The sequence below is a fragment of the Pseudomonas sp. LFS044 genome, from assembly GCF_047978245.1.
Taxonomy (GTDB): Bacteria; Pseudomonadota; Gammaproteobacteria; order Pseudomonadales; family Pseudomonadaceae; genus Aquipseudomonas.
This window is the reverse complement of sequence record NZ_JBFPFX010000003.1, coordinates 203,790-228,811: the sequence shown is the minus strand read 5'-3', so window position 1 is coordinate 228,811 and position 25,022 is coordinate 203,790. Positions and strand designations below refer to the sequence as shown.

The 25,022-nt window shown below is 62.8% G+C and carries 23 protein-coding genes; 12 read left to right on the top strand and 11 right to left on the bottom strand.

Annotated elements, in window-relative coordinates; genetic code table 11:
* Positions 1–181 precede the first annotated feature (181 nt).
* Positions 182–421, top strand: a complete 240-nt coding sequence (locus ACNQPL_RS03860) for a hypothetical protein (protein WP_416466000.1) — start codon at positions 182–184, stop codon at positions 419–421.
* 133 nt (positions 422–554) lie between these two features.
* On the opposite strand, the gene ACNQPL_RS03855 is transcribed toward ACNQPL_RS03860, so the two are convergent.
* The 4 genes from ACNQPL_RS03855 to ACNQPL_RS03840 form a co-directional block, all read right to left on the bottom strand.
* Complete coding sequence (locus tag ACNQPL_RS03855; protein ID WP_416465998.1) at positions 555–1,511, bottom strand: arsenic resistance protein; 957 nt, start codon at positions 1,509–1,511, stop codon at positions 555–557.
* 157 nt (positions 1,512–1,668) lie between these two features.
* Positions 1,669–2,259 carry a hypothetical protein gene (locus ACNQPL_RS03850; RefSeq protein WP_346614841.1) on the bottom strand — a complete coding sequence of 197 codons (591 nt, stop codon included), beginning with the start codon at positions 2,257–2,259 and terminating at the stop codon, positions 1,669–1,671.
* Between the two features lie 139 nt (positions 2,260–2,398).
* Entirely contained in the window at positions 2,399–3,652 is a 1,254-nt protein-coding gene (gene glyA / locus ACNQPL_RS03845; RefSeq protein ID WP_346614842.1) for a serine hydroxymethyltransferase, read from the bottom strand.
* 300 nt (positions 3,653–3,952) lie between these two features.
* Complete coding sequence (locus ACNQPL_RS03840; RefSeq protein ID WP_416465996.1) at positions 3,953–7,783, bottom strand: EAL and GGDEF domain-containing protein; 3,831 nt, start codon at positions 7,781–7,783, stop codon at positions 3,953–3,955.
* A gap of 260 nt (positions 7,784–8,043) precedes the next feature.
* Between ACNQPL_RS03840 and ACNQPL_RS03835 the strand changes: the two genes are divergently transcribed.
* From ACNQPL_RS03835 to gdhA, 3 genes are all read left to right on the top strand, one after another.
* On the top strand, positions 8,044–8,451 hold the full coding sequence (locus ACNQPL_RS03835; protein WP_416465994.1) for a hypothetical protein: 408 nt from the start codon (positions 8,044–8,046) through the stop codon (positions 8,449–8,451).
* Positions 8,452–8,708: 257 nt separating this feature from the next.
* Positions 8,709–10,376 carry an energy-dependent translational throttle protein EttA gene (gene ettA / locus ACNQPL_RS03830; RefSeq protein WP_346614845.1) on the top strand — a complete coding sequence of 556 codons (1,668 nt, stop codon included), beginning with the start codon at positions 8,709–8,711 and terminating at the stop codon, positions 10,374–10,376.
* A gap of 299 nt (positions 10,377–10,675) precedes the next feature.
* Complete coding sequence (gdhA, locus tag ACNQPL_RS03825) at positions 10,676–12,016, top strand: NADP-specific glutamate dehydrogenase (RefSeq protein ID WP_346614846.1); 1,341 nt, start codon at positions 10,676–10,678, stop codon at positions 12,014–12,016.
* A 110-nt stretch (positions 12,017–12,126) separates the two neighbouring features.
* Here gdhA and ACNQPL_RS03820 read toward each other — a convergent pair whose 3' ends face one another.
* The 4 genes from ACNQPL_RS03820 to ACNQPL_RS03805 all read right to left on the bottom strand — a co-directional run bounded on the left by ACNQPL_RS03820 (position 12,127) and on the right by ACNQPL_RS03805 (position 15,648).
* Entirely contained in the window at positions 12,127–12,624 is a 498-nt protein-coding gene (locus ACNQPL_RS03820) for a GreA/GreB family elongation factor (protein ID WP_416465992.1), read from the bottom strand.
* A 68-nt stretch (positions 12,625–12,692) separates the two neighbouring features.
* Positions 12,693–13,049 (bottom strand): hypothetical protein, encoded by a 357-nt coding sequence (locus ACNQPL_RS03815; RefSeq protein WP_416465990.1) that lies wholly within the window; start codon positions 13,047–13,049, stop codon positions 12,693–12,695.
* Between the two features lie 181 nt (positions 13,050–13,230).
* Entirely contained in the window at positions 13,231–15,084 is a 1,854-nt protein-coding gene (locus ACNQPL_RS03810; RefSeq protein WP_416465988.1) for a DUF4105 domain-containing protein, read from the bottom strand.
* Positions 15,085–15,159: 75 nt separating this feature from the next.
* Positions 15,160–15,648 carry a DUF3015 domain-containing protein gene (locus ACNQPL_RS03805; protein WP_346614850.1) on the bottom strand — a complete coding sequence of 163 codons (489 nt, stop codon included), beginning with the start codon at positions 15,646–15,648 and terminating at the stop codon, positions 15,160–15,162.
* Between the two features lie 251 nt (positions 15,649–15,899).
* Here ACNQPL_RS03805 and ACNQPL_RS03800 point away from each other — a divergent pair, with 251 nt between their 5' ends.
* The 5 genes from ACNQPL_RS03800 (at position 15,900) to ACNQPL_RS03780 (ending at position 20,649) form a co-directional block, all read left to right on the top strand.
* Complete coding sequence (locus ACNQPL_RS03800; RefSeq protein ID WP_346614851.1) at positions 15,900–18,338, top strand: Lon protease family protein; 2,439 nt, start codon at positions 15,900–15,902, stop codon at positions 18,336–18,338.
* 164 nt (positions 18,339–18,502) lie between these two features.
* Entirely contained in the window at positions 18,503–18,841 is a 339-nt protein-coding gene (locus ACNQPL_RS03795) for a hypothetical protein (protein ID WP_003247487.1), read from the top strand.
* 183 nt (positions 18,842–19,024) lie between these two features.
* The gene (locus ACNQPL_RS03790) at positions 19,025–19,513 is read left to right on the top strand and encodes a TIGR00645 family protein (RefSeq protein WP_003247486.1); all 489 of its coding nucleotides are present in this window, start codon (positions 19,025–19,027) and stop codon (positions 19,511–19,513) included.
* A 127-nt stretch (positions 19,514–19,640) separates the two neighbouring features.
* Positions 19,641–19,946, top strand: a complete 306-nt coding sequence (locus tag ACNQPL_RS03785) for a DUF6482 family protein (protein ID WP_387528970.1) — start codon at positions 19,641–19,643, stop codon at positions 19,944–19,946.
* A gap of 85 nt (positions 19,947–20,031) precedes the next feature.
* Positions 20,032–20,649, top strand: coding sequence for an FKBP-type peptidyl-prolyl cis-trans isomerase (locus ACNQPL_RS03780; protein ID WP_416465985.1), 618 nt, complete (start codon positions 20,032–20,034; stop codon positions 20,647–20,649).
* A gap of 181 nt (positions 20,650–20,830) precedes the next feature.
* On the opposite strand, the gene ACNQPL_RS03775 is transcribed toward ACNQPL_RS03780, so the two are convergent.
* The 3 genes from ACNQPL_RS03775 to ACNQPL_RS03765 form a co-directional block, all read right to left on the bottom strand.
* A complete protein-coding gene (locus ACNQPL_RS03775; protein ID WP_346614854.1) occupies positions 20,831–21,076 on the bottom strand; it encodes a hypothetical protein in 246 nt (81 codons plus the stop codon).
* A 150-nt stretch (positions 21,077–21,226) separates the two neighbouring features.
* A complete protein-coding gene (locus ACNQPL_RS03770) occupies positions 21,227–21,568 on the bottom strand; it encodes a zinc ribbon domain-containing protein YjdM (RefSeq protein WP_346614855.1) in 342 nt (113 codons plus the stop codon).
* Between the two features lie 182 nt (positions 21,569–21,750).
* Entirely contained in the window at positions 21,751–22,719 is a 969-nt protein-coding gene (locus tag ACNQPL_RS03765; RefSeq protein ID WP_346614856.1) for a polyprenyl synthetase family protein, read from the bottom strand.
* A gap of 245 nt (positions 22,720–22,964) precedes the next feature.
* Here ACNQPL_RS03765 and rplU point away from each other — a divergent pair, with 245 nt between their 5' ends.
* The 3 genes from rplU to cgtA all read left to right on the top strand — a co-directional run bounded on the left by rplU (position 22,965) and on the right by cgtA (position 24,991).
* The gene (rplU, locus tag ACNQPL_RS03760; protein ID WP_003247466.1) at positions 22,965–23,279 is read left to right on the top strand and encodes a 50S ribosomal protein L21; all 315 of its coding nucleotides are present in this window, start codon (positions 22,965–22,967) and stop codon (positions 23,277–23,279) included.
* A 38-nt stretch (positions 23,280–23,317) separates the two neighbouring features.
* Positions 23,318–23,575: a 50S ribosomal protein L27 gene (rpmA, locus tag ACNQPL_RS03755; RefSeq protein WP_008092023.1), complete on the top strand. Its 258-nt coding sequence runs from the start codon at positions 23,318–23,320 to the stop codon at positions 23,573–23,575.
* A gap of 189 nt (positions 23,576–23,764) precedes the next feature.
* Positions 23,765–24,991 (top strand): Obg family GTPase CgtA, encoded by a 1,227-nt coding sequence (cgtA, locus tag ACNQPL_RS03750; RefSeq protein ID WP_346614857.1) that lies wholly within the window; start codon positions 23,765–23,767, stop codon positions 24,989–24,991.
* Positions 24,992–25,022 lie beyond the last annotated feature (31 nt).

Here is a 25,022-nt window from a genome sequence, read left to right as displayed (position 1 = left end):
CCGTAGGAAGGATCGTGGCAGCTCCAACTAAAACTTGGAGTCTCATGCATGCTCACCTTGAACCTAGCGAAGATCCTCGCATCCGCTCTCCGCCGCCGTCCCGCGCCGGCGCCCCAGCCTCACCGTTTCTATCCCATTTACGATCCATCCCGTCCCACCTGCCCACCGCAGCAGGTGCCCCATGACTGACCTCGAACGCTTATCCACAATCCAGAGCTACGCGTGGACGCTCGAACTGCTCGGTGAAGCCTTGGTGCAACACGACGAAATGCTCGAGTGCGAACACAACCCCCAGTTGAGTTTCCGAAACACGGCGGGTATCCACCAGGCGATCCGGATCATCAGTCGACTCGCCAGTGAGCAGTGTGGGAAAACAAGCCTGTTGCAGGGCGAAACTGGCGATGAAAAACGAAGCGGGTGAAGCGGTGTGTAGGCTAGAAACAGGCTACCGAGCAGTGTGGGAAGGCGGCTAGGCTCGGTGGGTGTCTGTGGGATCTTGGGGCTGCTGCGCAGCCCTTTCGCGACGCAAGGCCGCTTGTGGTGGTGGGGTGGTATTACGTGCGTAGTAATGCGGGTATGGCGCGCACGTAGATCAACTCGAAGACCAACTCCACCAACGTCTGGGTGATGACCGCAGCGGCGGCCAGTATGCGCATGTCTTCCGGCAGCGCCAGCGCCAGCGGCAACACCACCAGCGAATTGCGTGTGGCGGCGCTGAAGGTCACGGCGCGTGCTTCTGCCACCGGCAAACGAAACAGTCGCGCCGAAACAACCCCGAGCACCGGGGCCAACAACATGAAGCCGATGTACACCGGAATCACCGGCAGCAAGCGGTCGAAATCGCGTGATACCACGCCAATCTGCGAACCGATCACCGCCACCAGCACCGCTGCCATCGCTGGCACCGGCATCCACGCCCAAGCGTCGTTCCACCCCGAAACCAACCGCGAGCGACGAGCGCCTGCCGAGGTCAGCACGGCGAGGCTCAGCGGCAGTACGATCAGCAGCACGAAGGCTTCCACGAACGGGGCAATGGCCATCGTTACCTGGCTGTCATCGCCGAGTATCAATGCCAGGTAAACCGGCAACAGCACCAATTGCACCAGCAGCAGCACAGGTGTGGCAGCGAGGGTCAGGCGGGAGTCGCCTTTGCCGATGTGGGTGAACACCACCACGTAGTCGATGCAGGGCGTCAGCAGCACCAGCAGTGCGCCGATGAGGATGGCCGGGTGGTCGACCAGGCCTCGGGTGGCCGCCCACACCAGCATGGGGACGAGGACGAAATTGGCGAGCAGCAGTGCGGCGATGAAGCGGCGGTTGCCCCAGCTCTGGCGCAGGTCGAGGAAGGGAATCTGCAGGAACATCGCGTACATCAACACGGCGATGGCCGGTGTGACCAGGGCTTCGAGATGGCGCGCGGTGTCCGCGGCCAGCAGGCCGAAGGCGATGGCGGCGAGTATCGCGGCGAAGTAGATCGGGATCTGCCGGGTTTCGAGTTGGTCTCTGGTCAAAGTGGGGCCTGTGCTCGGGGGTAAAAAGAGGACAGGGTAATACGTGATGTTTGAATTTTCGATTGTTCAGGAGGGGTTGGGGATGGCACGGGCTATGCCCGTGTTCGCGGGCAAGCCCGCTCCTGCAAGGGCAAGGCAGGTTACGCAAATGCGCTTATCAGGGCTTCAGCCAGTCGACGCCACGGGCTTCGATCAGCAGGCTGAGTGTGTCGTGCGGGGCGCCGTCGTAAATGGTCAGAAAGCCGCCTACCGGGTAGAGGTTGTGCAGCGTCAGTGCGCCTCCATTGTCGGTAACCAGCTGGATTTCCCGCTGGTTATCCTCCGACTGCGTCAGGTCGAAGGCCTCGTCGGTTTGCGCATCGGTTACAACCCACAGGGTCGGGTCCTTGTCCTCGATTGGCTGCACATTGACCAGGCCTTCGTCGGTTACGAACACGCCTTCGCCAAAGTGGGCGCCGCTGCGCACATAAATTCGGTAACCACTGTCGCCATGGCGGAAGTAAAGCTTCAGCGGTTCTGGCTGGGCACCTTTGTCGAAGGTGATCAACCCTATCTCCTTACTGTGCCGCCAGTCTTCATCGCTGCCATCCAGCACGGCGAGCGTAAAGGCCCCCTCGATGCTGTGCACCGGCCCGCCTTTGAGTGAGGTAAGGACCACGGGGCCTGTGGTCATGCTGTCGAGTGTATTGATCGGGTTTTCTTCAAATTGTAGCGTGGCGATGAAGGAGTGCGCTACGTGGTCGAACATGGGGATTCTCCGCAGATTCAAGGAGGCCACACGCTAGTTCGATCAGCATGGCCGTCCTATTCGGAAGCGCTTCCGGCCACCCCAAACACGAAAAAGCCCGGCACAAAGGCCGGGCTTTTTCACCTCAGGCTACTGCCAATCAGTTGCCGTATACCGGCAGCTTCTTGCAGATGGCCTTGACCTTTTCACGCACGGCGTCGATGACGGCGTCGTTGTTCAGGTCGGCGAGGATGTCGCAGATCCAGCCAGCCAGCTCTTTGCACTCGGCCTCTTTGAAGCCACGGGTGGTCACGGCTGGGGTGCCGAAACGCAGGCCCGAAGTAACGAACGGGGAGCGTGGGTCGTTCGGTACCGAGTTCTTGTTGACGGTGATGAAGGCTTTGCCCAGTGCGGCGTCAGCATCCTTACCGGAGATTTCCTGCTTGATCAGCGACAGCAGGAACAGGTGGTTCTGGGTGCCGCCGGAAACCACGTCGAAACCACGCTCGATGAACACTTCGGCCATGGCCTGGGCGTTCTTCACCACTTGCTGCTGGTAAGCCTTGAACTCAGGCTGCAGGGCTTCCTTGAAGCAGATGGCCTTGGCCGCGATGACGTGCTCCAGCGGGCCGCCCTGGGCGCCTGGGAAGACGGCCGAGTTCAGCTTCTTCTCGATGTCGGCGTTGGCACGGGCCAGGATCAGGCCGCCACGTGGGCCGCGCAGAGTCTTGTGGGTGGTGGTGGTGACCACGTCGGCGAACGGCACCGGGTTCGGGTACACGCCAGCGGCAACCAGGCCGGCTACGTGGGCCATGTCGACGAACAGGTAGGCACCGACCTTGTCGGCGATTTCGCGGAAGCGAGCGAAGTCGAGTACCTGCGAGTAGGCCGAGAAACCGGCAACGACCATCTTCGGCTTGTGCTCGACAGCCAGGCGCTCGACTTCGTCGTAGTCGATCAGGCCGTTGGCATCGATGCCGTACTGGATGGCGTTGTACAGCTTGCCCGACGAGCTTACCGAAGCACCGTGGGTCAGGTGGCCACCGTGGGCCAGGCTCATGCCCAGGATGGTGTCACCGGCCGACAGCAGGGCCAGGTAGACAGCGGCGTTGGCCTGGGAGCCGGCGTGCGGCTGGACGTTGGCGTAGTCGGCGCCGAACAGCTCTTTGGCGCGGTCGATGGCCAGTTGCTCGACCACGTCGACGTACTCGCAACCACCGTAGTAGCGCTTGCCTGGGTAGCCTTCGGCGTACTTGTTGGTCAGGACCGAACCCTGAGCTTCCATGACCGCTGGGCTGGTGTAGTTTTCCGAAGCGATCAGCTCGATATGCTCTTCCTGGCGCAGAGCTTCTTGTTGCATGGCTTCGAAGAGCTCGGCGTCGTACTTGGCAATGGTCAAATCACGGCTGAACATAACGGTCCTCAAGGATCGGGCTGAATTGGGGGGGCATTCTAACCGATTGATTCGCGCCTGGCATATGAAGTGGCGTCAAGTCGCGGACCAATGGCCTTCATGTTGCATCCCGCGCCGTTTCTGGGCCGGCTGGGGTGCGGAGTTGACCTTCAGGTCCGTTTTTCGACGCCGATATCCAACCGCAGCAGTGCATCTGTAGGAGCGGGTTTACCCGCGAAGCAGGCGACGCGGTGGATGGCACCGGCTTTGCCGGTATCGCGGGTAAACCCGCTCCTACAGGGGGGCGGCGTTCGGTGCAGATCACTGGAACATGAACAACGTCTCGTTGGCGAACTGCGCCTCGAACTGGTTGGCCGGCATGGGCCGCCCGAACAGGTAGCCCTGCACTTCGTCGCAACCATGTTCGCGCAGGAATTCCAGCTGCTCGTGGGTCTCCACACCCTCGGCGATCACCGCCAGGTTCAGGCTGTGGGCCATGGCGATGATCGCGCGGGCGATCTGCGCGTCCTGCTCGCCCTCGGGCAGGCCGTCGACGAAGGTGCGGTCGATCTTCAGCACGTCGATGGGGAACTGCTTGAGGTAGTTCAGCGATGAGTAGCCGGTGCCGAAGTCGTCGACCGCGATGCTCAGGCCCAGCACCTTCAAGCCATCGAGAATCTGCATCGCTTCGTTCACATCGCGCATCAGGATACTTTCGGTCAGCTCCAGTTCGAGGCAGGCGGGCGGCAGGCCGGTTTCTTCGAGAATCGTGGCGATGCGGTTGCCCAACTGGCCGTCGGAGAACTGCCGCGCCGAGATGTTCACCGACACTTTGGGCACGCGCACCTTGGCCTTGTGCCAGGCCTTGAGCTGGCGGCAGGCCTCGCGCAGTACCCAGTCGCCAACATCCACCACCAGCCCCAGCTCTTCGATCACCGGTATGAAGTCGCCCGGCGGCACCAGGCCGCGGGTCGGGTGGCGCCAGCGCAGCAGCGCCTCGGCACCGGTCAGGCGCTTGCCGTCACCGCTGAACTGCGGCTGGTAGTAGAGGATGAACTCGTTCTGCTCCAGCGCGTGGCGCAGGTCGCTTTCCAGCTCCAGGCGCTCCAGGGCGCTGGCGTTCATCTCGGCCTGGTAGAACTGGAAGTTGTTCTTGCCGCGCTCCTTGGCGTGGTACATGGCAGTGTCGGCGTTCTTCATCAGCTGGCTCAGCTCGCTGCCGTCCTGCGGGCTGAGGGCGATGCCGATACTGGCGGTGACGAAGAACTCGCGGCCCTCCAGCACGAACGGCCGTACCAGGCTGGCGAGGATGTTCTCGGCCACGTGAATGGCGCGATTGAGCGCCATCTCGCGGGTGGCGCGCGATTGCAGCAGCAGGGTGAATTCGTCGCCGCCCATGCGTGCCACGGTGTCGTCGTCGTCGACGCAGGCCAGCAGGCGCAGGGCCATGTCCTTGAGCATGCGGTCGCCCGCGGCGTGGCCGAGGGAGTCATTGATCGGCTTGAAGCGGTCGAGGTCGAGGAACATCAGCACCACCCACGACTTCTGCCGTTCGGCCTGCTGCAGCGCGGTGTGCAGGCGGTCCTGGAACAGCGTGCGGTTGGGCAGGTGGGTCAGGGCGTCGTAGTAGGCCAGGCGGTGGATGCGTTGCTCGCTGGCCTTGCGCTCGCTGATGTCGGTAAAGAAGCACACGTAGCTGGCCAGGTCGCCTTCGTCGTCAAGCACCGCAGTAATGCCGACCCAGGCCGGGTAGCGCTCGCCATCGCGGCGCTTGAGCCATACTTCGCCTTCCCAGCTGCCGCGCTGGTGCAGCTGCTTGAGCACGTAGCGCAGGTGGCCTTCCTGTTGTTCGTCGACGGTGAGCATGCCGGGCAGTTGGTCGAGCACGTCGCTGACCGCGTAGCCGCTGACCCTGCTGAACGCTTCGTTGGCCTGCACGATGTACCCGGCCGGGTCGGTGATGAGGATGGCCGAGGTGGAGTGCTCGAACACCGTCGCGGCCATGCGCAGGTCTTTTTCCGCGCGGCGTTGCTGGCTGATGTCGCGGCCTACGCCCAGCACGCCCTCGAAGCGCTCGTGGTCGTCCCACACCAGCACCAGGCGCAGCTCGATGGGGATCTTGCGGCCATCGGCACGCAGGCAGTCGAACAGGAACAGCTGGGTCGGCAGCTGGCTGCGCAGTTGGGCCAGTTGCTCCCTGTCGCCCATGGCTTTGCTGACCCGCTCCATCAGGCTGTAGATGCCGGTGAGCTGGGACGGGTTGGCGACGATCGACTGCCAGCCGTTTTCGAAGATCCAGTCGGCCTGGTAGCCCAGCACGGCTTGCACCGAGGGGCTGACGTAATTGAGCTGCAGGCGGCTGTTGGTGGAGAAGATCACATCGCTGATGCTTTCGGCGAGCATGCGGTAGCGCTGTTCGCTGTCACGCAGCGACTGGCTGGCCTCGATCTGCACGGTGACGTCCTTGCCCACCCCGATGATGCGCGTAACCAGGCCATCGCCGTCGCGGGTCAGCACCTGTTCACGGATGTCGTAGCAGCGCCAGCCGCCGTCGCGGTGGCGAAAGCGCAGCTGGCAATGCAGCGGTTGGCCGTGGCCGTTGTCGCGCTGCTGCTGGCGCAGGGCCTGGTAATGCGCGGCGTCTTCGGGGTGCAGCAACAGCTCCCAGAAGCGGTCGCCCATCTGCGCCAGCTCGGTGCGGTTGTAGCCCAGGGTCTGGCCGAGATGGCGGTTGCTGAAGATCATCCGCTGGCTGAGCACGTCCTGCACATACAGCTGGTCGGGCACTCTACGCACCACGTCCGACCAGAAGCTTTCGCGCTCCAGCAGCGACAACTCCACCTGCTTGCGGCTGGTGATGTCGCTGATGCTGAGTATCACTGCTTGGTAGTCGCGGCGCTGCGTGGGCAGGCGCGCCATCAGCCACAGGTGCAGCTCGCCGCCCAGCGGGGCGGGCAGGCGGACTTCCAGTTCGAGCAACGGGCGCTGTTCGATCAGCGCGTCGATCAGTTGCATGCCAATGCTGTCCCGGCCGTCGCCGCTGCCGGCGATCAGGCGTTGCCAGGCGCCCTCGTGGCATTGGACATTGAGCAGCTGGCGCGCCACCTGGTTGATCTCGGTGATCTTCAGTTCCTGCAGCAGTGAACGGCGCAGGTCAGGGTCCAGCGCCAGGCTTTGCTTGAGCGCGGCGAGGTTGCGCAGGTGGTAGCGGTCGAGCTGGCCGGGCAGGCTGGAGAGGTCGAGCACGCACAGGGCCACGCCGGTGCCCTCGAAGATTTCGTGGTAGCGCCGGCGGTCTTCCTGCAGGGCGCGCTGGCGGCGGCGCATGTTGATCAGCGCCAGCACCGGCAGCAGGGCGCAGAACAACGCCAGCAGCACCTTGCCGAGCAGCGCCGGCAGCAGCTTGTGCTGGGCCAGGCTTGCATCGTACAGCCCACGCAATTGCCAGGCGCTGTTGTCGATGAACGCCAGCATCACGCTTTGCAGGGGCTCGCCGCTGGTCTGTGCGGGTGCATGGCGTTCCAGCACGTTGCCACTGCGGCTGTTTTCCAGCAGCCACAGCGGATGGCCGGGGCCGTCCAGGTGCACGGTGAGGGCGCGGTAATAGTCAGCGGTAAGGCGCAACAGCCAGTAGCCGCGGTCCTGCTCGGTGGCCTGGCGCAATAGCAGGTAGACGGTGCGGTTGTCTGCCGAATTGGAGAAGAAGTAGGGGCGCCCCTGGTTCAGCGTGACCAGCTCGTCAATCAGCTGACGGTCGGGGCTGCCGGCCAGGCTGTCGCCCAGCAACTGGCCACTGTGGTCCAGCCAGGCCATGTCGCGCAGGGTTGGCAGCCGTTCGCGCAAGGTGCCGAGCAGGCTGGGCAGGGCGGCGGGCGTCGGCGCTTTGACGTAGGGCTGGACCACATTCAGCGCCTGCTGGGCCTTGAGCGCCATGTTCAGGCCCAGGTGGTCGGCCAGTTCGGCACTCGCATCGAGGTGCTGCTGGCGTTGGTCGGCCTGGGTGTGGCGGAACTGCGCGAACAGTTGCCAAAGCAGCAAACTCAGCAGCACCAAGGCCAGCATGGCCAGCGCACCCTTGAGCGAACCGCGCAGCGAAGCACGCGGGTGCGGTAAGGCGGGGCGCAGCGGAGACGGATGATTGAGATTGGTCAAGCGTTGATCCTGCTACTGGGCTGGCGATGGCAGGGATTGATCATGCACGGTGTATGCCGGTGCTGCTGTGGCCGGACCGCGGTGGCGCACTATAAGGCCGGACACCTGAAACCGGCTAGCATGCCTGTCATTGTGGCAAAGTGCCAGCTGCGCTTCGAGGTGCCGATGGTCGTGGTGAAGGCTGGCGGTTCGGCAAGGCCTTGCTTCCTGTGCGAGAATGCCGGCCGCTTCAAATGACAACGCATCGGAGATGTTCGGTTTTGGTTACTCACTTTTCCACCAATGGCCTCGATTCCGCCTGCGGGCGCAGCAGTCAGACCCTTGTCAGCACTGCCGTGACCGAGGACGTATCCTGCAAGTCGTGCCAGCGTTCGCTGGTCAAACCGGAGGCTTCGGCCGCCAAGAACAAGACGCCGTCGCTGGCCGAACTGCGCAAGACCGCCAAGGCGGCTGCAGCACCGGTTGAGGTTGTGGCTGCGGCCAAGCCTGCGGCGAAGGTCGTCAGCACCACGCCAGCCAGCAAGCCTGCCGCCCAGCCGGCCAAGGTTGCCGAGCAGCCTGCCCGCAGCGGTGGCTTCACCGTCAAATCCGCCTGGGCCGCGCGCCTGGCGGAGCAGGGCGACCGTTGCCGGTTGCCGCGTGGCAAGGCCAAACAGCGTCACGTCTGATTTTTTGTGTGGCCAGTACTGGCCTCATCGCCGGCAAGCCGGCTCCCACAGGGTCACCACCACAGGCCCGTGGGGGGCGGCTGGCGATGGGCTGCACAGCGGCCCCAATTCGCCCCACCATCCGGCCACCCTGTGCAACGCCGCGCGTTGGCGTAGAATGGTCGACTTTGTTCAATGACACCCCGTAAACACATCCCCCTGGCCACCTGGCTGGGCGATCGTCGATGTCTTTACCTATCTGATTAGAGGGCTTGGTTTTGGCTCAATACGTCTACACCATGCATCGGCTGAGCAAAGTCGTGCCGCCGAAGCGGGAAATTCTCAAGAATATTTCCCTGTCGTTCTTCCCGGGCGCCAAGATCGGCGTACTCGGCCTGAACGGCGCGGGTAAATCGACCCTGCTGCGGATCATGGCGGGCGTCGACAAGGAATTCGACGGCGAAGCCCGTCCGATGCCCGACATCAACGTGGGTTACCTGCCGCAGGAACCGCAACTGGACCCGACCAAGACTGTGCGTGAAGTGGTCGAGGAAGCGGTCAGCGTGATCAAGGACGCCCAGGCTCGCCTGGACGAGGTCTACGCCGCCTACGCCGAACCCGACGCCGACTTCGACAAGCTGGCCGCCGAACAGGCCAAGCTCGAGTCGATCCTGCAGGCAGCCGACGGCCACAACCTCGAACGCCAGCTGGACGTCGCCGCCGACGCCTTGCGCCTGCCGGCCTGGGACGCAAAAATCGAACACCTGTCCGGTGGTGAGAAGCGCCGTGTGGCCCTGTGCCGCCTGCTGCTGTCGGCTCCCGACATGCTGCTGCTCGACGAACCGACCAACCACCTGGACGCCGACTCGGTGGCCTGGCTGGAGCGCTTCCTGCACGACTTCCCGGGCACCGTGGTTGCGATTACCCACGACCGTTACTTCCTCGACAACGTTGCCGGCTGGATCCTTGAACTGGACCGCGGCGCCGGTATCCCGTACGAAGGTAACTACTCGGGCTGGCTGGAGGCCAAGTCGGACCGTCTGGCGCAAGAGTCCAAGCAGCAGAGCGCCCACGAGAAGGCCATGAAAGAGGAGCTGGAGTGGGTGCGCAAAGGCGCCAAGGCCCGCCAGTCCAAGTCCAAGGCCCGTCTGCAGCGTTTCGAAGAAATGCAGTCGCAGGAATTCCAGAAGCGCAGCGAGACCAACGAGATCTACATCCCGGCCGGCCCGCGCCTGGGCGACAAGGTCATCGAGTTCAAGAACGTCTCCAAAGGCTATGGCGACCGCGTGCTGATCGACAACCTGTCGTTCGCCATGCCCAAGGGCGCTATCGTGGGTGTTATCGGCGGTAACGGTGCCGGTAAGTCGACCCTGTTCCGCATGCTGATGGGCAAGGAACAGCCGGATTCGGGCAGCATCGAGATTGGTGAAACCGTACAGCTGGCCTGTGTGGACCAGAGCCGCGAAGACCTGGACGGCGGCAAGACCGTGTTCCAGCAGGTTTCCGACGGTTCCGACATGATCAAGATCGGCAACTACGAGATTCCGTCGCGCACCTACGTTGGCCGTTTCAACTTCAAGGGCGGCGACCAGCAGAAGTTCGTCAAGGACCTGTCCGGTGGTGAGCGTGGCCGTCTGCACCTGGCCCTGACCCTGAAGGAGGGCGGCAACGTCCTGCTGCTCGACGAACCGTCCAACGACCTTGACGTCGAAACCCTGCGTTCGCTGGAAGAAGCCCTGTTGGACTTCCCAGGCGCCGCGATCGTGATTTCCCACGACCGTTGGTTCCTGGACCGTGTGGCCACTCACATCCTGGCGTACGAAGACGACTCGAACGTGATGTTCTTCGAGGGCAACTACACCGAGTACGAAGCCGACCGCAAGAAGCGCCTGGGCGATGCTGCTGCCCAGCCGCACCGTGTACGGCACAAGAAGCTGGCGCAGTAAGCCGGTTTCAGTTGCACAAGAATGGGGCCCTTGGTGGCCCCATTTTTGTGCTTGGGATAATTCGGGTTGGGCCTATCGCGGGCAAGCCCGCTCCTACAAGGGCCGCGCAATGCCAGGGTCAAGGAGGGCCTTTGTGGGGGCGGCCTTGTCCGCGATAGGTCGGCATTTTGTATACACTTATATAAAACGCACCAAATAATTTCATAAAAACGACATTTCGCCCTATTCCAGTGCGATTGCTTCTTGGTACATTCGGGAAAAAACCAATAAGTCCAATCCCTCTTGGTGAGACGTCTACCATGATCGAATCCGTCGACAACTTCCTCGCGCGCCTGAAGCAACGCGACCCGGCCCAGCCCGAATTCCACCAGGCGGTGGAAGAAGTTTTGCGCAGCCTCTGGCCGTTCCTCGAAGCCAATCCCCACTACCTGCAAGCCGGCATCCTCGAGCGCATGGTCGAGCCTGAGCGCGCCGTGCTGTTCCGTGTGTCCTGGGTGGACGACCAGGGCAAGGTTCAGGTCAACCGCGGCTACCGTATCCAGATGAGCAGCGCCATCGGCCCGTACAAGGGCGGCCTGCGCTTCCACCCGTCGGTGAACCTGGGCGTGCTCAAGTTCCTGGCCTTCGAGCAGGTGTTCAAGAACTCCCTCACCTCGCTGCCCATGGGCGGCGGCAAAGGCGGTTCGGACTTCGACCCGAAGGGCAAGAGCGACGCCGAAGTCATGCGCTTCTGCCAGGCGTTCATGAGCGAGCTGTACCGCCACATCGGCGCCGACTGCGACGTACCGGCCGGTGACATCGGCGTCGGTGCCCGCGAGATCGGCTTCATGTTCGGCCAGTACAAGCGCCTGGCCAACCAGTTCACCTCGGTGCTGACCGGCAAGGGCATGACCTACGGCGGCAGCCTGATCCGCCCTGAAGCCACCGGCTACGGCTGCGTGTACTTCGCCGAAGAAATGCTCAAGCGTCGCGACCTGCGCATCGACGGCCGCCGCGTGGCCATCTCCGGTTCCGGCAACGTGGCCCAGTATGCTGCGCGCAAGGTCATGGACCTGGGTGGCAAGGTCATCTCGCTGTCCGATTCGGAAGGCACCCTGTACGCCGAAGCCGGCCTTACCGACGCCCAGTGGGATGCGGTGATGGAGCTGAAGAACGTCAAGCGTGGCCGCATCAGCGAACTGGCTGCACAGTTCGGCCTGGAGTTCCGCAAGGGCCAGACCCCATGGACGCTGCCGTGCGACATCGCCCTGCCGTGCGCCACGCAGAACGAGCTGGACGCCGAAGACGCCCGCACCCTGCTGCGCAACGGCTGCATCTGCGTAGCCGAGGGCGCCAACATGCCGACCACTCTGGAGGCTGTGGATATCTTCATTGATGCCGGCATCCTGTATGCACCGGGCAAGGCCTCCAACGCCGGCGGCGTGGCCGTGTCGGGGCTGGAAATGTCGCAGAACGCCATGCGCCTGCTGTGGACCGCCGGTGAAGTGGACAGCAAACTGCACAACATCATGCAGTCGATTCACCATGCTTGCGTGCACTACGGTGAAGAGGCCGATGGCAAGATCAACTACGTGAAAGGCGCCAACATTGCCGGCTTCGTGAAAGTTGCCGATGCCATGCTGGCGCAAGGCGTGGTCTGATTTTGAAGTCTGGGGCTGCTTTGCAGCCCAATCGCCGGCAAGCCAGCTCCTACAGTCCCTGTGGGAGCCGGCTTGCCGGCGATTGGGGCGCGCAGCGGCCCTGATGTTTTTCAAGCCTCGCTAACGATCTCAATGATCTCGATCATCTGATCCCCCACCGGCCGCCGCCACACCACCTCGTCCCCCGGCGCCGCGCCCAACAACGCCCGCCCCAGCGGCGATGCCCAATTGATCAGCCCCCGGCTGGCATCGGCTTCATCTTCCCCAACCAGTTGCACCCGCTGCTCCTGGCCCTGCTCATCGCTAAACCTCACCCGGCTGCCAATCTGCACCTTGCTGTTCGAGGTAGCGGCAGGCACCACCTGCGCGCTCTGCACCCTGGCGCTGAAGTAACGCAAATCACGTTCGGTATCCGCCAGGCGCTGCTTGTCACCGCGTTCGCCCTGGGCCTGCAGCTCGGCTCGCAGGGCATTGAGTTCGGCGACGCGCTGCTGCAGCTGGCGCAGGCCACTGGCGGTAACGTAATTGGGCTGGTCGCTGACACGCCGCTCCACCGGCTGGTCGGCCTGGGCGGCGGCCTGGTCCTCGTTGACGAATGCTCGGCTCATGCTGGGGCCTCCTTTTGCTGGAGACCATGGTGGCAGGTTGCGGGTTTCAAAGGATGTCCGTTTGCGACTCAGTCGTGGCGGTAGGCCCGCGCGGCGCCGCGGTCCTTTTCCTGCTGCCACTCGCGGTCGCGATCGTCCCAGAAGCGCTCGTGGTACTGGCGCTGCTCTTCGCTGTTCTGCATCGCATGGCACTGGCGAAAGCCGTCGTCCCAGCCGCTTTCGTACTGGCGGTTGTGCAGGTAACGCGGCACGTCCTTGCGAAAGTTGCCCACCATCAGCCCGGCCGCCTGGCGGCCGCTGCTGCAGCCGTCCTGGTAACCGTCGGCGTAGGCAGGGGGATAGCCGCTCTGGACCATCTGCTCGTGAGTGGTTTCGCAACCGGAAAGCAACAATGCGATGCACACGCCAAACCAGTACCGCGACATGGCCACAAGACCCTCGGAATGATGCTGAAAAGTCTAGGTGGCCAGTTGTCGAGGCGCTGTCAAAACAGTGTCAAAGAGTCGGTTGGTTCACAGTGTCTAGTGGAGGCTTTGCCGGCCCTATCGCCGGCAAGGCTGTGGCGTACCTGTGGGAGCCGGCTTGCCGGCGATAGGGCCAGTACAGTCAATAGTGATACCACTTCAGCTCGAGCATCACTTCGTTCTGCGCCGTAGCCAGGTGGCTGAACTCCCGTGAAGCACTCAACCTCAACCCCAGGTTCTGGCTGATCTCCCACTGCTGGTTCAGGCTCACGCTGCGGCGCACCTCGCCATTGGTAAAGTAATCGCCCTTGGCCTCCAGCGTCATGTTGCCCAGGCCGTTGCGCCACAGCAGCCCGCCGTTGAACCCCGCCGCCGGGGCGATGAACTGGGCGAAGTCGTTGTGGTGCTCGACCCGCACGGTGCCCAAGGCAAAGCCCAGCAGCCCGTCGGCCAGTTGCCAGGTGCCGCCGGCACCACCGTTCACATGGCTGACCAGCACCTCGTCGTCATGCTTGCCCGGCACCCGCTCCAGGCCACCGGTAACCTGCCACGACCAGGGTTTGAGTAGTTCGTTACGCGGTGTCAGCGAGCGAATGGTCGCCAAGTCCAGCTGTTGCACCTGCCAGTCGTTGCCTTCGTACTGGCGCACCTTGAGCTGCAGAATCTCGATCTGCGCCCCGAGTGGGAAGCCGTAGGCGTTGTCGTTGAGGTCGTGATAGGCCATGCGCAGCCCGTATTCGGCGTAGGCGCGGTCTTCACGGGTGCCGACGCCAAGCTGCCAGGTGCGCGAGTCGTGGCCGTCCTCGGGCAAGCCTGGGCGTTCGATCTGCAGCGGCGGTGGCGGGTTGCGGTTGATCGCCCGCAGCAGCTCGAAGCTGCGCGTGGCCTGGCCCGGGTCGCGTTGCTGGCCGTTGGCGCGGTAGCGCTCCAGGCGGTAGGCGGCATCCTGTACCAGCGCCTGGCGGTCACGGGGCAGGGCGGTGAACGCGGGGCTTTGCAGCTGCGCGGTGTCGGCGCTCACGGCCAGTACCTGGCGCTTTTCGTCATGGTCCAGCGGCTCGGCGCGGGCCAGTAACTCACGTTCGCGCGAAGGGCGGTAGGTTTCGCTGGCGACCAGGCCGGATTGCTTGACGGCCTTGACCGTGTCGGTGGGGATCGCGGTCAGCGGGAACTGCGAGGTCAGATCAAGGCTCGGCCGGGCCACCTGCAGCAGCTCAAGCAGGCGATAGGAGCAGTTCTCGTCGAAGAAGAAATAATCGAACTGGACCTGCTTGAGCTCCCAGACGTGCTCGACCATTCGCCCGGTCTCTTCCGGCGTCAGGTCCAGCTGGTATTCCCACAGGTCGCGGTTTTCCAGGCTGCGGTATTCGGACAGCTTCTCCTGGTAGGGCATCAGCGCAAACAGGCCGGGATAACCGCCCATCAGGCCTTTCCAGGCATACAGGATGCTGTTGTCGCTGCCCTCGATATAGGCGCCGAAGTTGATGGCGTAGCTCAGCAGCGTGGTGTCGTCGCTGCGGGTATTGGACTGGTCGATGCGCAGCAAGGTATGGCCGAACATCGACGATGGACTGTTCAGGTAAGCGGCCGGGAAGATCAGCGCCGCGCTGTGCGGGTCGATCGACTGGTACCAGGTCTTGAACTCCTGGCAGTCCGGTTGCGGCAGGCCTTGCAGGCCGAGTTGCTCACGCAGCCAGCGGGTGCGCGCGGGGAATACGCACTGGGCATGCTTGTCGCCCAGGCTGGCCGGGGCGTACAGCGCCTGTACGGTGGCGCGCAGTTCCTGGTCCGGGTGGTGTGCACCGTCCTCGGCGAGGAAGAACTTGCGGTCGTCGACATAGCTGCGCCAGCCGCCGAGCTTGGCGGTTTCGTAATGGCCCAGGGCGATCCAGTAGGGGGTGTTGGCCAGTTGCTGGAGGCGGCCTTCATCCAGCGCAGGTGCGGCATGAACAGGGGCGCAGGCACACAGCGCCAGGTAAGCGAGGCGTTTGAGCATGTCGGGCAACTACTTCTTAACGATGCCGATAGAAAGGCGAAAACCCGCCCCGTGATGGGGCGGGAGCAGCCGCGCTTAAGCTTCGGTTGCGTACTTGGCCAGGCGTGGGTCGTTTTTCAGGACGGCCAGGGTGTTGGTGTGGACAGTTTCGGCAGTCACGTCGGCGCTGCTGAAGATCTGGTTGAAGTGCTGGTGGGCGACCGAGTTGAAGTAGCCGCGGTCTTCCGGCGCCACGCCCAGTACCACCGCGTAGGTGGTGAGCGCTTCGCCTTGGCCCATGGCCATGTCTTCGGACAGCTCGTTCATCATGCCATTCATGGCGAACCAGGACTTGCCGCCATAGGTCAGCGAAGCCTTGGTGGAGCAGCCGTTGGTGCCGGAGGTCATGCCGAAGGTGGCGTTGCCGGAGGTGCCGTTGGTGGTGGAGGCCAGGAAGTGAGCCGGGGTGCCGCGCTGGCCTTCGAACAGCATGTTGCCCCAGCCGCAGTTCGGGCCACCTGGCGCTTCGGCCATGGCGTTGAGGGAAACCACGGTGAACAGAGTACCCAGAAGAATCCGTTTCATAGCATTTGTTCTCTATTTGTCTTAACCAAGGGTCAGGTTTCTGGCAACTCGGTTGCCAAGTCGGGAAAGCGTTTCACCCACCCGCGCAGCTTGGAGTTTAGGCACGATCTAAAGGTTGCGTTGTTGATTGCGAAAAATTTGCTTGTGCATCAAGCGACCCGCCTGCGACATAAAGTCCCGAGGAGCCTTGCAAGGCGCGCGCGGGCAGCGCCAGAATGCTGCGTATCTGCCCGCCGAAGTAAGGAAACCCAATGCCCGATCCTGTCGCTGCGCGCCTGCGTCTCGCGCCTGAAGCTTTGACCAGGCGTTTTTCCCCCGAGCAGTTTGCCTTTGCCACCACCGACGATCTGGAGCCGTTTCGCGGAGTCCTGGGCCAGGAACGTGCTGTCGAGGCCCTGCAGTTCGGCGTGGCCATGCCACGCCCGGGTTACAACGTGTATGTGATGGGTGAGCCTGGCACCGGGCGCTTCTCGTTCGTCAAGCGCTACCTCAAGGCCGAGGGCAAGCGCCAGCAGACCCCGGCCGACTGGGTTTACGTCAACCACTTCGATGACACCCGCGAGCCGCGTGCCCTGGAGCTGCCGTCGGGCAGCGCCGCTGAATTCATCAGCGACATGGGTGGCCTGATCGACAACCTGCTGGCGACCTTCCCGGCGGTGTTCGAGCACCCGTCCTACCAGCAGAAGAAGGGCGCCATCGACCGCGCCTTCAACCAGCGTTACGACCGCGCCCTGGATGTGATCGAGCGCGCCTCGCTGGAAAAGGACGTGGCCCTGTACCGCGACGCCAGCAACGTGGCCTTCACCCCGATGGCCGACGGCAAGGCGCTGGACGAGGCGGAATTCGCCCAGCTGCCGGACGAAGTCCGCGAGCAGTTCCACGAGGACATCGCCTTCCTCGAGGAGCGCCTCAACGAAGAACTGGCCAGCCTGCCGCAGTGGAAGCGCGAGTCGAACAACCAGCTGCGCCAGCTCAACGAAGAAACCATCACCCTGGCACTGCAGCCATTGCTGGCGCCGCTGTCGGAAAAGTACGCCGAAAACGCGGCGGTGTGCGCCTATCTGCAATCGGTACAGGTGAACCTGCTGCGCACCGTGGTAGAGCAACTGGTCGATGACAGCAAGGCCGACGCCGTGGCGCGCAAGCTGCTCGAAGAGCAGTACGCGCCAAGCCTGGTGGTTGGCCATCACGCTGCCGGCGGTGCACCGGTGGTGTTCGAGCCGCACCCGACCTATGACAACCTGTTCGGGCGCATTGAATACAGCACTGACCAGGGCGCCCTGTACACCTCGTACCGCCAGCTGCGCCCCGGCGCGCTGCACCGTGCCAATGGCGGTTTTCTGATCCTCGAAGCCGAGAAGATGCTTGGTGAGCCGTTCGTCTGGGATGCGCTCAAGCGCGCCCTGCAGTCGCGCAAGCTGAAGATGGAGTCGCCGATCGGCGAACTGGGCCGCGTTGCCAGCGTCAGCCTGCAGCCGCAGATGATTCCGCTCAACGTCAAGCTGGTGATCATCGGCTCGCGCCAGCTGTACTACGCGCTGCAGGATCATGATTCGGACTTCCAGGAAATGTTCCGGGTGCTGGTCGACTTCGACGAAGACATGCCGATGGTCGACGAGAACCTGGAGCAGTTCGCCCAGCTGTTGCGCACGCGTACCAACGAGGAAGGCATGGCGCCGCTGACCAGCGATGCGGTGGCGCGCCTGGCCACTTACAGCGCACGCCTGGCGGAAAACCAGTCGCGCCTGTCGGCGCGTATCGGCGACCTGTTCCAGTTGGTCAGCGAGGCCGATTTCATCCGCCAGCTGGCCAGTGACGCGATGACTGACGCCGGGCACATAGAACGTGCGCTCAAGGCCAAGGCCACCCGCACTGGGCGCGTCTCGCAGCGGGTGCTCGACGACATGCTTGCCGGCATCATCCTGATCGACACCGAAGGCGCGGCCATCGGCAAGTGCAACGGCCTGACCGTGCTGGAAGTGGGCGACTCGGCGTTCGGCATGCCGGCGCGTATTTCCGCCACGGTGTACCCGGGCGGCAGCGGCATCGTCGACATCGAGCGTGAGGTCAACCTGGGCCAGCCGATCCACTCCAAAGGGGTGATGATCCTTACCGGTTACCTCGGTAGCCGCTACGCCCAGGAATTCCCGCTGGCGATTTCGGCGAGCATCGCGCTGGAGCAGTCCTACGGCTATGTGGACGGTGACAGTGCGTCGCTGGGCGAGGCGTGCACGCTGATCTCGGCGCTGTCGCGCACACCGCTCAAGCAGTGCTTTGCCATCACCGGCTCGATCAACCAGTTCGGTGAAGTGCAGGCAGTGGGTGGGGTCAACGAGAAGATCGAAGGCTTCTTCCGCCTGTGTGAAGCCCGTGGCCTGACCGGCGAGCAAGGGGTGATCATCCCGCGCGCCAACGTCGCCACGCTGATGCTCGACGAGCGCGTGCTGCAGGCGGTCGAGAACGGCATGTTCCATGTCTATGCGGTCAGCCAGGCCGATGAGGCGCTGAGCTTGCTGGTGGGCGAGGAGGCCGGCGTGCTGAACGACGAGGGCCTGTTCACCGAAGGCAGCGTCAATGCCCGGGTGGTCGAGCGCCTGCGGGAAATTGCCGAGATGATCAGCGAGGAAGACATCGAGAAGGCGGAAAAGGAACGCCTGGAAGAGGTCATTGCCCAGGCCAAACCGGCCTGAGTCAATAAATCGGCGCTGGCGGCCATGTGCTACCGTTCAGCGCCGGTTTTCCATCTTTTTACAGCATTATTCTATGCTGGAACTTAAGGACGGCAGCAGGGTTCAGGATGGAGACAGCCCGAACGTTTCGGGCTGAACAGGGCTTATTGGAGGGGGACGCTGCCATGCGCAACCTCAGCCTTACTCGCCAGTGCCTGGGCCTGGTGACCCGTATCGAATGCAGCATTCGTCCGCTGGCCGGCGACAACGGCATGTGGACCTTGCTGTTCGCCGCCGGCATGGCCGGTGAGCAACCCTCTGCCATCAAGGCCCAGGGGCCTTTCCATGGCCCGCTGGTGGCCGAGTCCGTGCTCAATGCCATCGTCGACAGCCTGACCCTGCATGGCTACCAGGTGGCCGAGGATCCGCAGATCTGGTGCCTGCACTTGCAGGCGCAACTACGACGGATCAACGGCGAGCGTTGCCGCAACCTTGGGGATTACCAGTTCCACCCCGAGACCTGAGAGCCTTCAGTCGCCTCACCGCCGACAAGCCGGCCCTCAGAGACGATGCAGGCCATGTGGGAGCCGGCTTGCCGGCGATTGGGCTGCGCAGCGGCCCGCCTTTCAAGCAGGCTTTTGCTGTAACAGGTGGCTGGCTATACTCGCTGTCGCTTTTTTAGTCACCTGACGAGTCCCAAACCCTCCATGGAACGTATTCTCGAAAACGCGATGTATGCCTCGCGCTGGCTGCTCGCCCCCATCTACTTTGGCCTGTCCCTCGGGCTGCTGGCCCTGGCGCTGAAATTTTTCCAGGAAGTTGTCCACGTCCTGCCCAATGTCTTTGCCCTGAGCGAAGCGGACCTGATCCTTGTGATCCTGTCGCTGATCGACATGTCGCTGGTTGGCGGCCTGCTGGTGATGGTGATGATCTCCGGCTACGAAAACTTCGTGTCGCAACTGGACATCGACGAAAGCAAGGAGAAGCTCAACTGGTTGGGCAAGATGGACTCATCGTCGCTGAAGATGAAGGTCGCCGCCTCGATCGTGGCCATTTCCTCCATCCACCTGCTGCGGGTGTTCATGGATGCCCAGAACATCTCCACCGATTACCTGATGTGGTACGTGATCATTCACATGACCTTCGTGGTATCGGCGTTCTGCATGGGTTACCTGGACAAGCTGACCAAGCACTGAGTGCTGCCAAGCCTGCGCCGCCCGTCCGTTGCAAAACGGACGGGCGGTGTCGTATTCGGCTTGTGCTTTCGGCGGGGCTGTACAAAAAATGAGCACTCATGCCTGGTTCCAGCAGCGAGGTGCTCTCATGAACCTGCATCAGCTCAATACCGAGGCCAGGGCCGGCCATGTCAACGAACTGAATCTGATCGCCATCGAAGGCGGGGATTACCTGCTCGAAGCCCGGGTCAACGGGCGCGCCCAGCCGCTCGATGACAGCCAGGGCAAACGCCTGCGCGTGCGCTCGGTGGAAGAGGCGCGGGAGTTGTTGAAACCTTTGCCGATGATGTCGATGAACCTGCTGCATTGGTCTGTGCAGGACGAGATGTGTGGCATGGGGCAACACCCGGAAGAAGACCTCAAGGTGCCCATCTCGCCGCGCTCGGCCTGGTAGCTGCTCGCAGCGCCCCAGTGTGCTAGGCTGCTCGCCCTTTTCATCAAGGGCGCGGCTGCACTGCGCCCTGCAGTGGAGCACGACAATGTCCGAACTCAACCTGTCCACCGACGAAACCCGCGTAAGCTACGGCATCGGCCGTCAGCTGGGCGGCCAGCTGCGCGACAACCCGCCACCGGGCGTTAGCCTGGAAGCTATCGTGGCCGGCCTGACCGACGCCTTCAACGGCGCCGACAGCCGCGTAAACGAAGCCGACCTGTCGGCCAGCTTCAAAGTGATCCGCGACATCATGCAAGCCGAAGCAGCAGCCAAGGCTGAAGCCGCCGCTGGCGCTGGCAAGGCATTCCTGGCCGAAAACGCCAAGCGTGAAGGCATCACCACCCTGGCTTCGGGCCTGCAGTTCGAAGTGCTGACCGCCGGCGAAGGCGCCAAGCCGACCCGCGAAAGCAACGTGCGTACGCACTACCACGGCACCCTGATCGACGGCACTGTGTTCGACAGCTCCTACGATCGTGGTCAGCCAGCTGAATTCCCGGTTGGCGGCGTGATTGCTGGCTGGACCGAAGCCCTGCAGCTGATGAACGCTGGCAGCAAATGGCGCCTGTACGTGCCGAGCGAGCTGGCCTACGGCGGCCAAGGCGTTGGCAGCATCCCGCCGCACAGCGTGCTGGTATTCGACGTCGAACTGCTCGACGTTCTGTAATGCCCCTGGGGCCGCGTTGCGGCCCTTTCGCCGGCAAGCCGGCTCCCACAAGGACCGCGCAGTACCTGAGTGTTGTGCTGTACCTGAGGGCTGCACGGTACTTGAGTGTTGTGCTGTACCTGTGGGCTGCACTGTACCTGTGGGAGCCGGCTTGCCGGCGATGAGGCCGGTACTGCCGGTCTCAATTCCAGTCTGTTCCCACCGGGCGCAAGGCCCGCGCATAGCAGAACAGGAACAGATTGCGCACCAACTCCTTGAGCACCACCGGCTCACTCGAATTCAAACCCTGCAGGTCCAGGTCGCCTTGGTCGCGCAGTTCGTCGAGCGCTTCTTCCTCGAGTACGGCGCACACTTCGCCGGTCTCGCGGTGCAAGATGCGCAGGTAAGGGTGGGGGCGGTCCAGCCAGGCGTCGATCAGATAGGTCATGGCTATTCTCCTTGGATAGCAGTTCCAATGAGAATAATTCTTATTATCAAAATAGCAAGAGACTATTGGAAGAATTCTTCCGAATGGTGCGGCTGATCCTGTTGCAGGATCTGTCAGGGCCACCGTGTGGCAGCCCGTCGCACACTAAAATCAGACCTTTCGCACGAATTCCGACTTCAACTTCATGGCACCGATGCCGTCGATCTTGCAGTCGATATCGTGGTCGCCGTCGCACAGGCGGATGTTCTTGACCTTGGTGCCGACCTTGACCACCAGGGAGGAGCCCTTGACCTTGAGGTCCTTGATCACGGTAACGGTGTCGCCATCCTGCAGCACATTGCCGACCGAATCCTTTTTCACCACGTCATCGCTGGCAGCATCGGCTTCGCCGTTGGCCGACCACTCGTGGGCGCATTCGGGGCAGATCAGCTGGGTGCCATCCTCATAGGTGTATTCGGAATTGCATTTTGGGCAGGCTGGCAGAGTACTCACTTCGGTTCCTTAAACAGACAGGCGGTTAAAGGCCCATATTGTATAAGGTTTTAGCCGGGAAATGTTTTGTCTGTACAAAAGCATTCGCGGGACAAGCCCGCTCCCACAGTTACACCCTCTGCCTTGAGCTTGGTGGGTAACCTGTGGGAGCGGGCTTGTCCCGCGAAGAGGGCGATGCTGGCTTAGTGTGTACGCGCGACCGCAAACTCACTCAGCTCAACCAGCGCATCCCGGTATTCACTGGCCGGCAGCACTTCCAGGCAGGCAATGGCACGCTTGACGTAATCGCGCGCCATTTGCGCGGTGTAGTCCAGCGCGCCAGAAGCCTCGACCGCTACGCGGATCTGCTCCAGGTCTTCCAGGCCACCTTTCTGGATTGCCTTGCGCACCAGTGCCGCCTGCTCAGGCGTGCCTTCACGCATGGTGTAGATCAGCGGCAGGGTAGGCTTGCCTTCGGCCAGGTCGTCGCCGACGTTCTTGCCCAGGGTTTCCGAGTCACCTTTGTAGTCGAGCAGGTCGTCGACCAGCTGGAAGGCCACACCCAGGTGGTCACCGAAGGTACGCAGGGCCTCGCGCTGCTCGTCGGTGGCTTCGGCCAGCGCGGCGGCGCTGTGGGTCGAGGCCTCGAACAGCATCGCGGTCTTGCCGCGGATGACCTCCATGTACACCTCTTCGGTGGTGCTGGCATCGCGCACGCGCGACAGCTGCAGCACTTCGCCCTCGGCAATCACCCGGGTGGCCTTGGAGAGGATCTGCATGACCGGCATCGAGCCCAGTTCGACCATCATTTCGAACGAGCGCGAGTAAAGGAAGTCGCCCACCAGCACGCTCGGCGCGTTGCCCCACAGCGCGTTGGCGGTGGAACGGCCGCGGCGCATGCCCGACATGTCGACGACGTCGTCATGCAGCAGGGTGGCGGTGTGCAGGAACTCGATGGTCGCGGCCAGCAGGCGCAGGTCGTCGCCTTCGCGGCCCAGGGCCTTGCCGCACAGCAGCACCAGCAGGGGGCGCAGGCGCTTGCCACCGGCGGACGTGATATAGTCGCCGATCTTCGATACCAGCGGCACGCGCGAGGTCAGCTGCTTCTTGATGATCTCGTCGACGGCGCTGAAATCGTCAGCTACCGCGCGGTAGAAGGTTTGGGGTTGCATCGGCTGCTCCATTGAGGTTGCGCGGCATGCTAGGTCGCGGGTCCCGTGGTGTCAAGGCGCGGTGCCCGGGCGGCGGGGCCGGTACTTGCAAGCAAAACCCGGGTTGCGTACAATCGCGCACCCTAACTTCCTGGGCAGCACCTGCCTTACGCAATTGCACCGGGCCGTTCCAGCCCCATGCAGCCATGCCAGCCAATACTCAATATATAAAGCGCTGGGTGAGCAGGATTATCGGAGAAATACCCATGTCTTACGCAGTAATCGTTACCGGCGGCAAGCAGTACAAAGTCGCTGAAGGTGAATTCCTCAAGATCGAAAAACTGGAAGTCGCCACTGGCGAATCCGTGACCTTCGATCGCGTTCTGCTGGTTGCCAACGGTGAAGAAGTCACCATCGGCGCTCCAGTCGTCGCTGGCGCTAAAGTTGTTGCCGAAGTCGTTTCGCAAGGCCGTCACGATAAAGTACGCATCATCAAGTTCCGTCGTCGTAAGCACCACATGAAGCGTATGGGCCACCGCCAGTGGTTCACCGAGATCAAAATCACCGGCATCCAGGCTTAATCCCCTAGATCCCCTGAATTTATTTGGAGAATTGAACCATGGCTCACAAGAAGGCTGGTGGTAGTACCCGTAACGGTCGCGACTCAGAATCGAAACGCCTTGGCGTGAAGATGTATGGCAGCCAGGTCGTCAAGGCCGGCAACATCATCGTCCGTCAGCGCGGCACCCAGTTCCACGCCGGCTACGGCGTTGGCATGGGCAAGGATCACACCCTGTTCGCCAAGATCGAAGGCGTGATCAAGTTCGAGAAGAAAGGCGAGTTCAACCGCCGTTACGTGAGCATCGTCGCCGCTTAATCGCGACGTCGCTCCAGAAGCCCCGTCATGCGACGGGGCTTTTTCGTTTGTGGTGAGCCTCTTGCAAAGCTGTTTGTATGGGCTGCCGGCGTGGGTTTCTACGGTCGTACGGGGCCGCCGCGCTCATTTTTGCAAGAGCCTCAGGTTTTTCAAGTATTCAGCTCGCCGGAAGGCGAGGGGCGGTTTTAAATGAAGTTTGTTGACGAAGTATCGATTCGGGTCAAAGCCGGTGACGGCGGCAACGGTTGCATGAGCTTCCGTCGCGAGAAATTCATCGAGAACGGTGGCCCCAACGGCGGCGACGGTGGCGATGGTGGTTCGGTGTACATGGTGGCCGACGAAAACCTCAATACCCTGGTCGATTACCGCTACACCCGTCACCACGAAGCCCAGCGCGGCTCCAACGGTGGCAGCACCGATTGCACCGGCAAGAAGGGTGAAGACCTGTTCCTGCGCGTGCCGGTCGGCACCACGGTGATCGACGCGTCCACCCAGGAAGTGATCGGCGACCTGATTACCCCAGGCCAGAAGCTGATGGTCGCCCAAGGCGGCTGGCACGGCCTGGGCAACACCCGTTTCAAATCCAGTACCAACCGTGCGCCGCGCCAGACCACCCCAGGCAAGCCGGGTGACCAGCGCGACCTGAAGATGGAGCTGAAGGTCCTGGCCGACGTTGGCCTGCTGGGCCTGCCAAATGCCGGCAAGAGCACCTTCATCCGTTCGGTATCGGCCGCCAAGCCGAAAGTCGCCGACTACCCGTTCACCACCCTGGTGCCAAACCTGGGCGTGGTCAGCGTCGACCGCTGGAAGAGCTTCGTCATCGCCGACATCCCCGGCTTGATCGAAGGCGCATCCGACGGTGCCGGCCTGGGTATCCGCTTCCTCAAGCACCTGGCGCGTACCCGCGTGCTGCTGCACCTGGTCGACCTGGCGCCGCTGGACGGCAGCAGCCCGGCCGATGCCGCCGAAGTGATCATCAACGAGCTGACCCGCTTCAGCCCGTCGCTGACCGACCGTGAGCGCTGGCTGGTGCTGAACAAGTCGGACATGCTGATGGACGACGAGCGCGACGAGCGGGTCAAGGAAGTGGTCGAGCGCCTGCAGTGGGAAGGCCCGGTCTATGTGATCTCGGCAATCTCCAAGCAAGGCACCGAGCAGCTCAGCCACGACCTGATGCGCTACATCGAAGACCGCGCGGACCGCCTGGCCAACGACCCGGCCTACGCCGAAGAGCTGGCCGAACTCGACCAGCGCATCGAAGACGAAGCCCGTGCCCAGCTGCAGGCCCTGGACGACGCCCGTACCCTGCGTCGTACCGGCGTCAAGAGCGTGCACGACATCGGCGACGACGATGCATGGGATGACGATTTCGAGGACGACGAAGACGGCCCGGAAATCATTTACGTGCGCGACTGACCGGTTGCAGTACACTAAACGCCGCTCTCTG

Excerpts from the sequence above, each read along its gene's own strand:
- ACNQPL_RS03820 (WP_416465992.1), bottom strand. The coding sequence starts at position 12,624 with ATGAGCCGAGCATTCGTCAACGAGGACCAGGCCGCCGCCCAGGCCGAC.
- ACNQPL_RS03780 (WP_416465985.1), top strand. The coding sequence starts at position 20,032 with ATGTCCGAACTCAACCTGTCCACCGACGAAACCCGCGTAAGCTACGGC.
- ACNQPL_RS03775 (WP_346614854.1), bottom strand. The coding sequence starts at position 21,076 with ATGACCTATCTGATCGACGCCTGGCTGGACCGCCCCCACCCTTACCTG.
- glyA (WP_346614842.1), bottom strand. The coding sequence starts at position 3,652 with ATGTTCAGCCGTGATTTGACCATTGCCAAGTACGACGCCGAGCTCTTC.
- ACNQPL_RS03795 (WP_003247487.1), top strand. The coding sequence starts at position 18,503 with ATGCGCAACCTCAGCCTTACTCGCCAGTGCCTGGGCCTGGTGACCCGT.
- ACNQPL_RS03785 (WP_387528970.1), top strand. The coding sequence starts at position 19,641 with ATGAACCTGCATCAGCTCAATACCGAGGCCAGGGCCGGCCATGTCAAC.
- ACNQPL_RS03765 (WP_346614856.1), bottom strand. The coding sequence starts at position 22,719 with ATGCAACCCCAAACCTTCTACCGCGCGGTAGCTGACGATTTCAGCGCC.
- cgtA (WP_346614857.1), top strand. The coding sequence starts at position 23,765 with ATGAAGTTTGTTGACGAAGTATCGATTCGGGTCAAAGCCGGTGACGGC.
- ACNQPL_RS03850 (WP_346614841.1), bottom strand. The coding sequence starts at position 2,259 with ATGTTCGACCACGTAGCGCACTCCTTCATCGCCACGCTACAATTTGAA.
- rplU (WP_003247466.1), top strand. The coding sequence starts at position 22,965 with ATGTCTTACGCAGTAATCGTTACCGGCGGCAAGCAGTACAAAGTCGCT.
- gdhA (WP_346614846.1), top strand. The coding sequence starts at position 10,676 with ATGATCGAATCCGTCGACAACTTCCTCGCGCGCCTGAAGCAACGCGAC.
- ACNQPL_RS03810 (WP_416465988.1), bottom strand. The coding sequence starts at position 15,084 with ATGCTCAAACGCCTCGCTTACCTGGCGCTGTGTGCCTGCGCCCCTGTT.
- ACNQPL_RS03860 (WP_416466000.1), top strand. The coding sequence starts at position 182 with ATGACTGACCTCGAACGCTTATCCACAATCCAGAGCTACGCGTGGACG.
- ACNQPL_RS03790 (WP_003247486.1), top strand. The coding sequence starts at position 19,025 with ATGGAACGTATTCTCGAAAACGCGATGTATGCCTCGCGCTGGCTGCTC.
- ACNQPL_RS03800 (WP_346614851.1), top strand. The coding sequence starts at position 15,900 with ATGCCCGATCCTGTCGCTGCGCGCCTGCGTCTCGCGCCTGAAGCTTTG.
- rpmA (WP_008092023.1), top strand. The coding sequence starts at position 23,318 with ATGGCTCACAAGAAGGCTGGTGGTAGTACCCGTAACGGTCGCGACTCA.
- ACNQPL_RS03805 (WP_346614850.1), bottom strand. The coding sequence starts at position 15,648 with ATGAAACGGATTCTTCTGGGTACTCTGTTCACCGTGGTTTCCCTCAAC.
- ACNQPL_RS03815 (WP_416465990.1), bottom strand. The coding sequence starts at position 13,049 with ATGTCGCGGTACTGGTTTGGCGTGTGCATCGCATTGTTGCTTTCCGGT.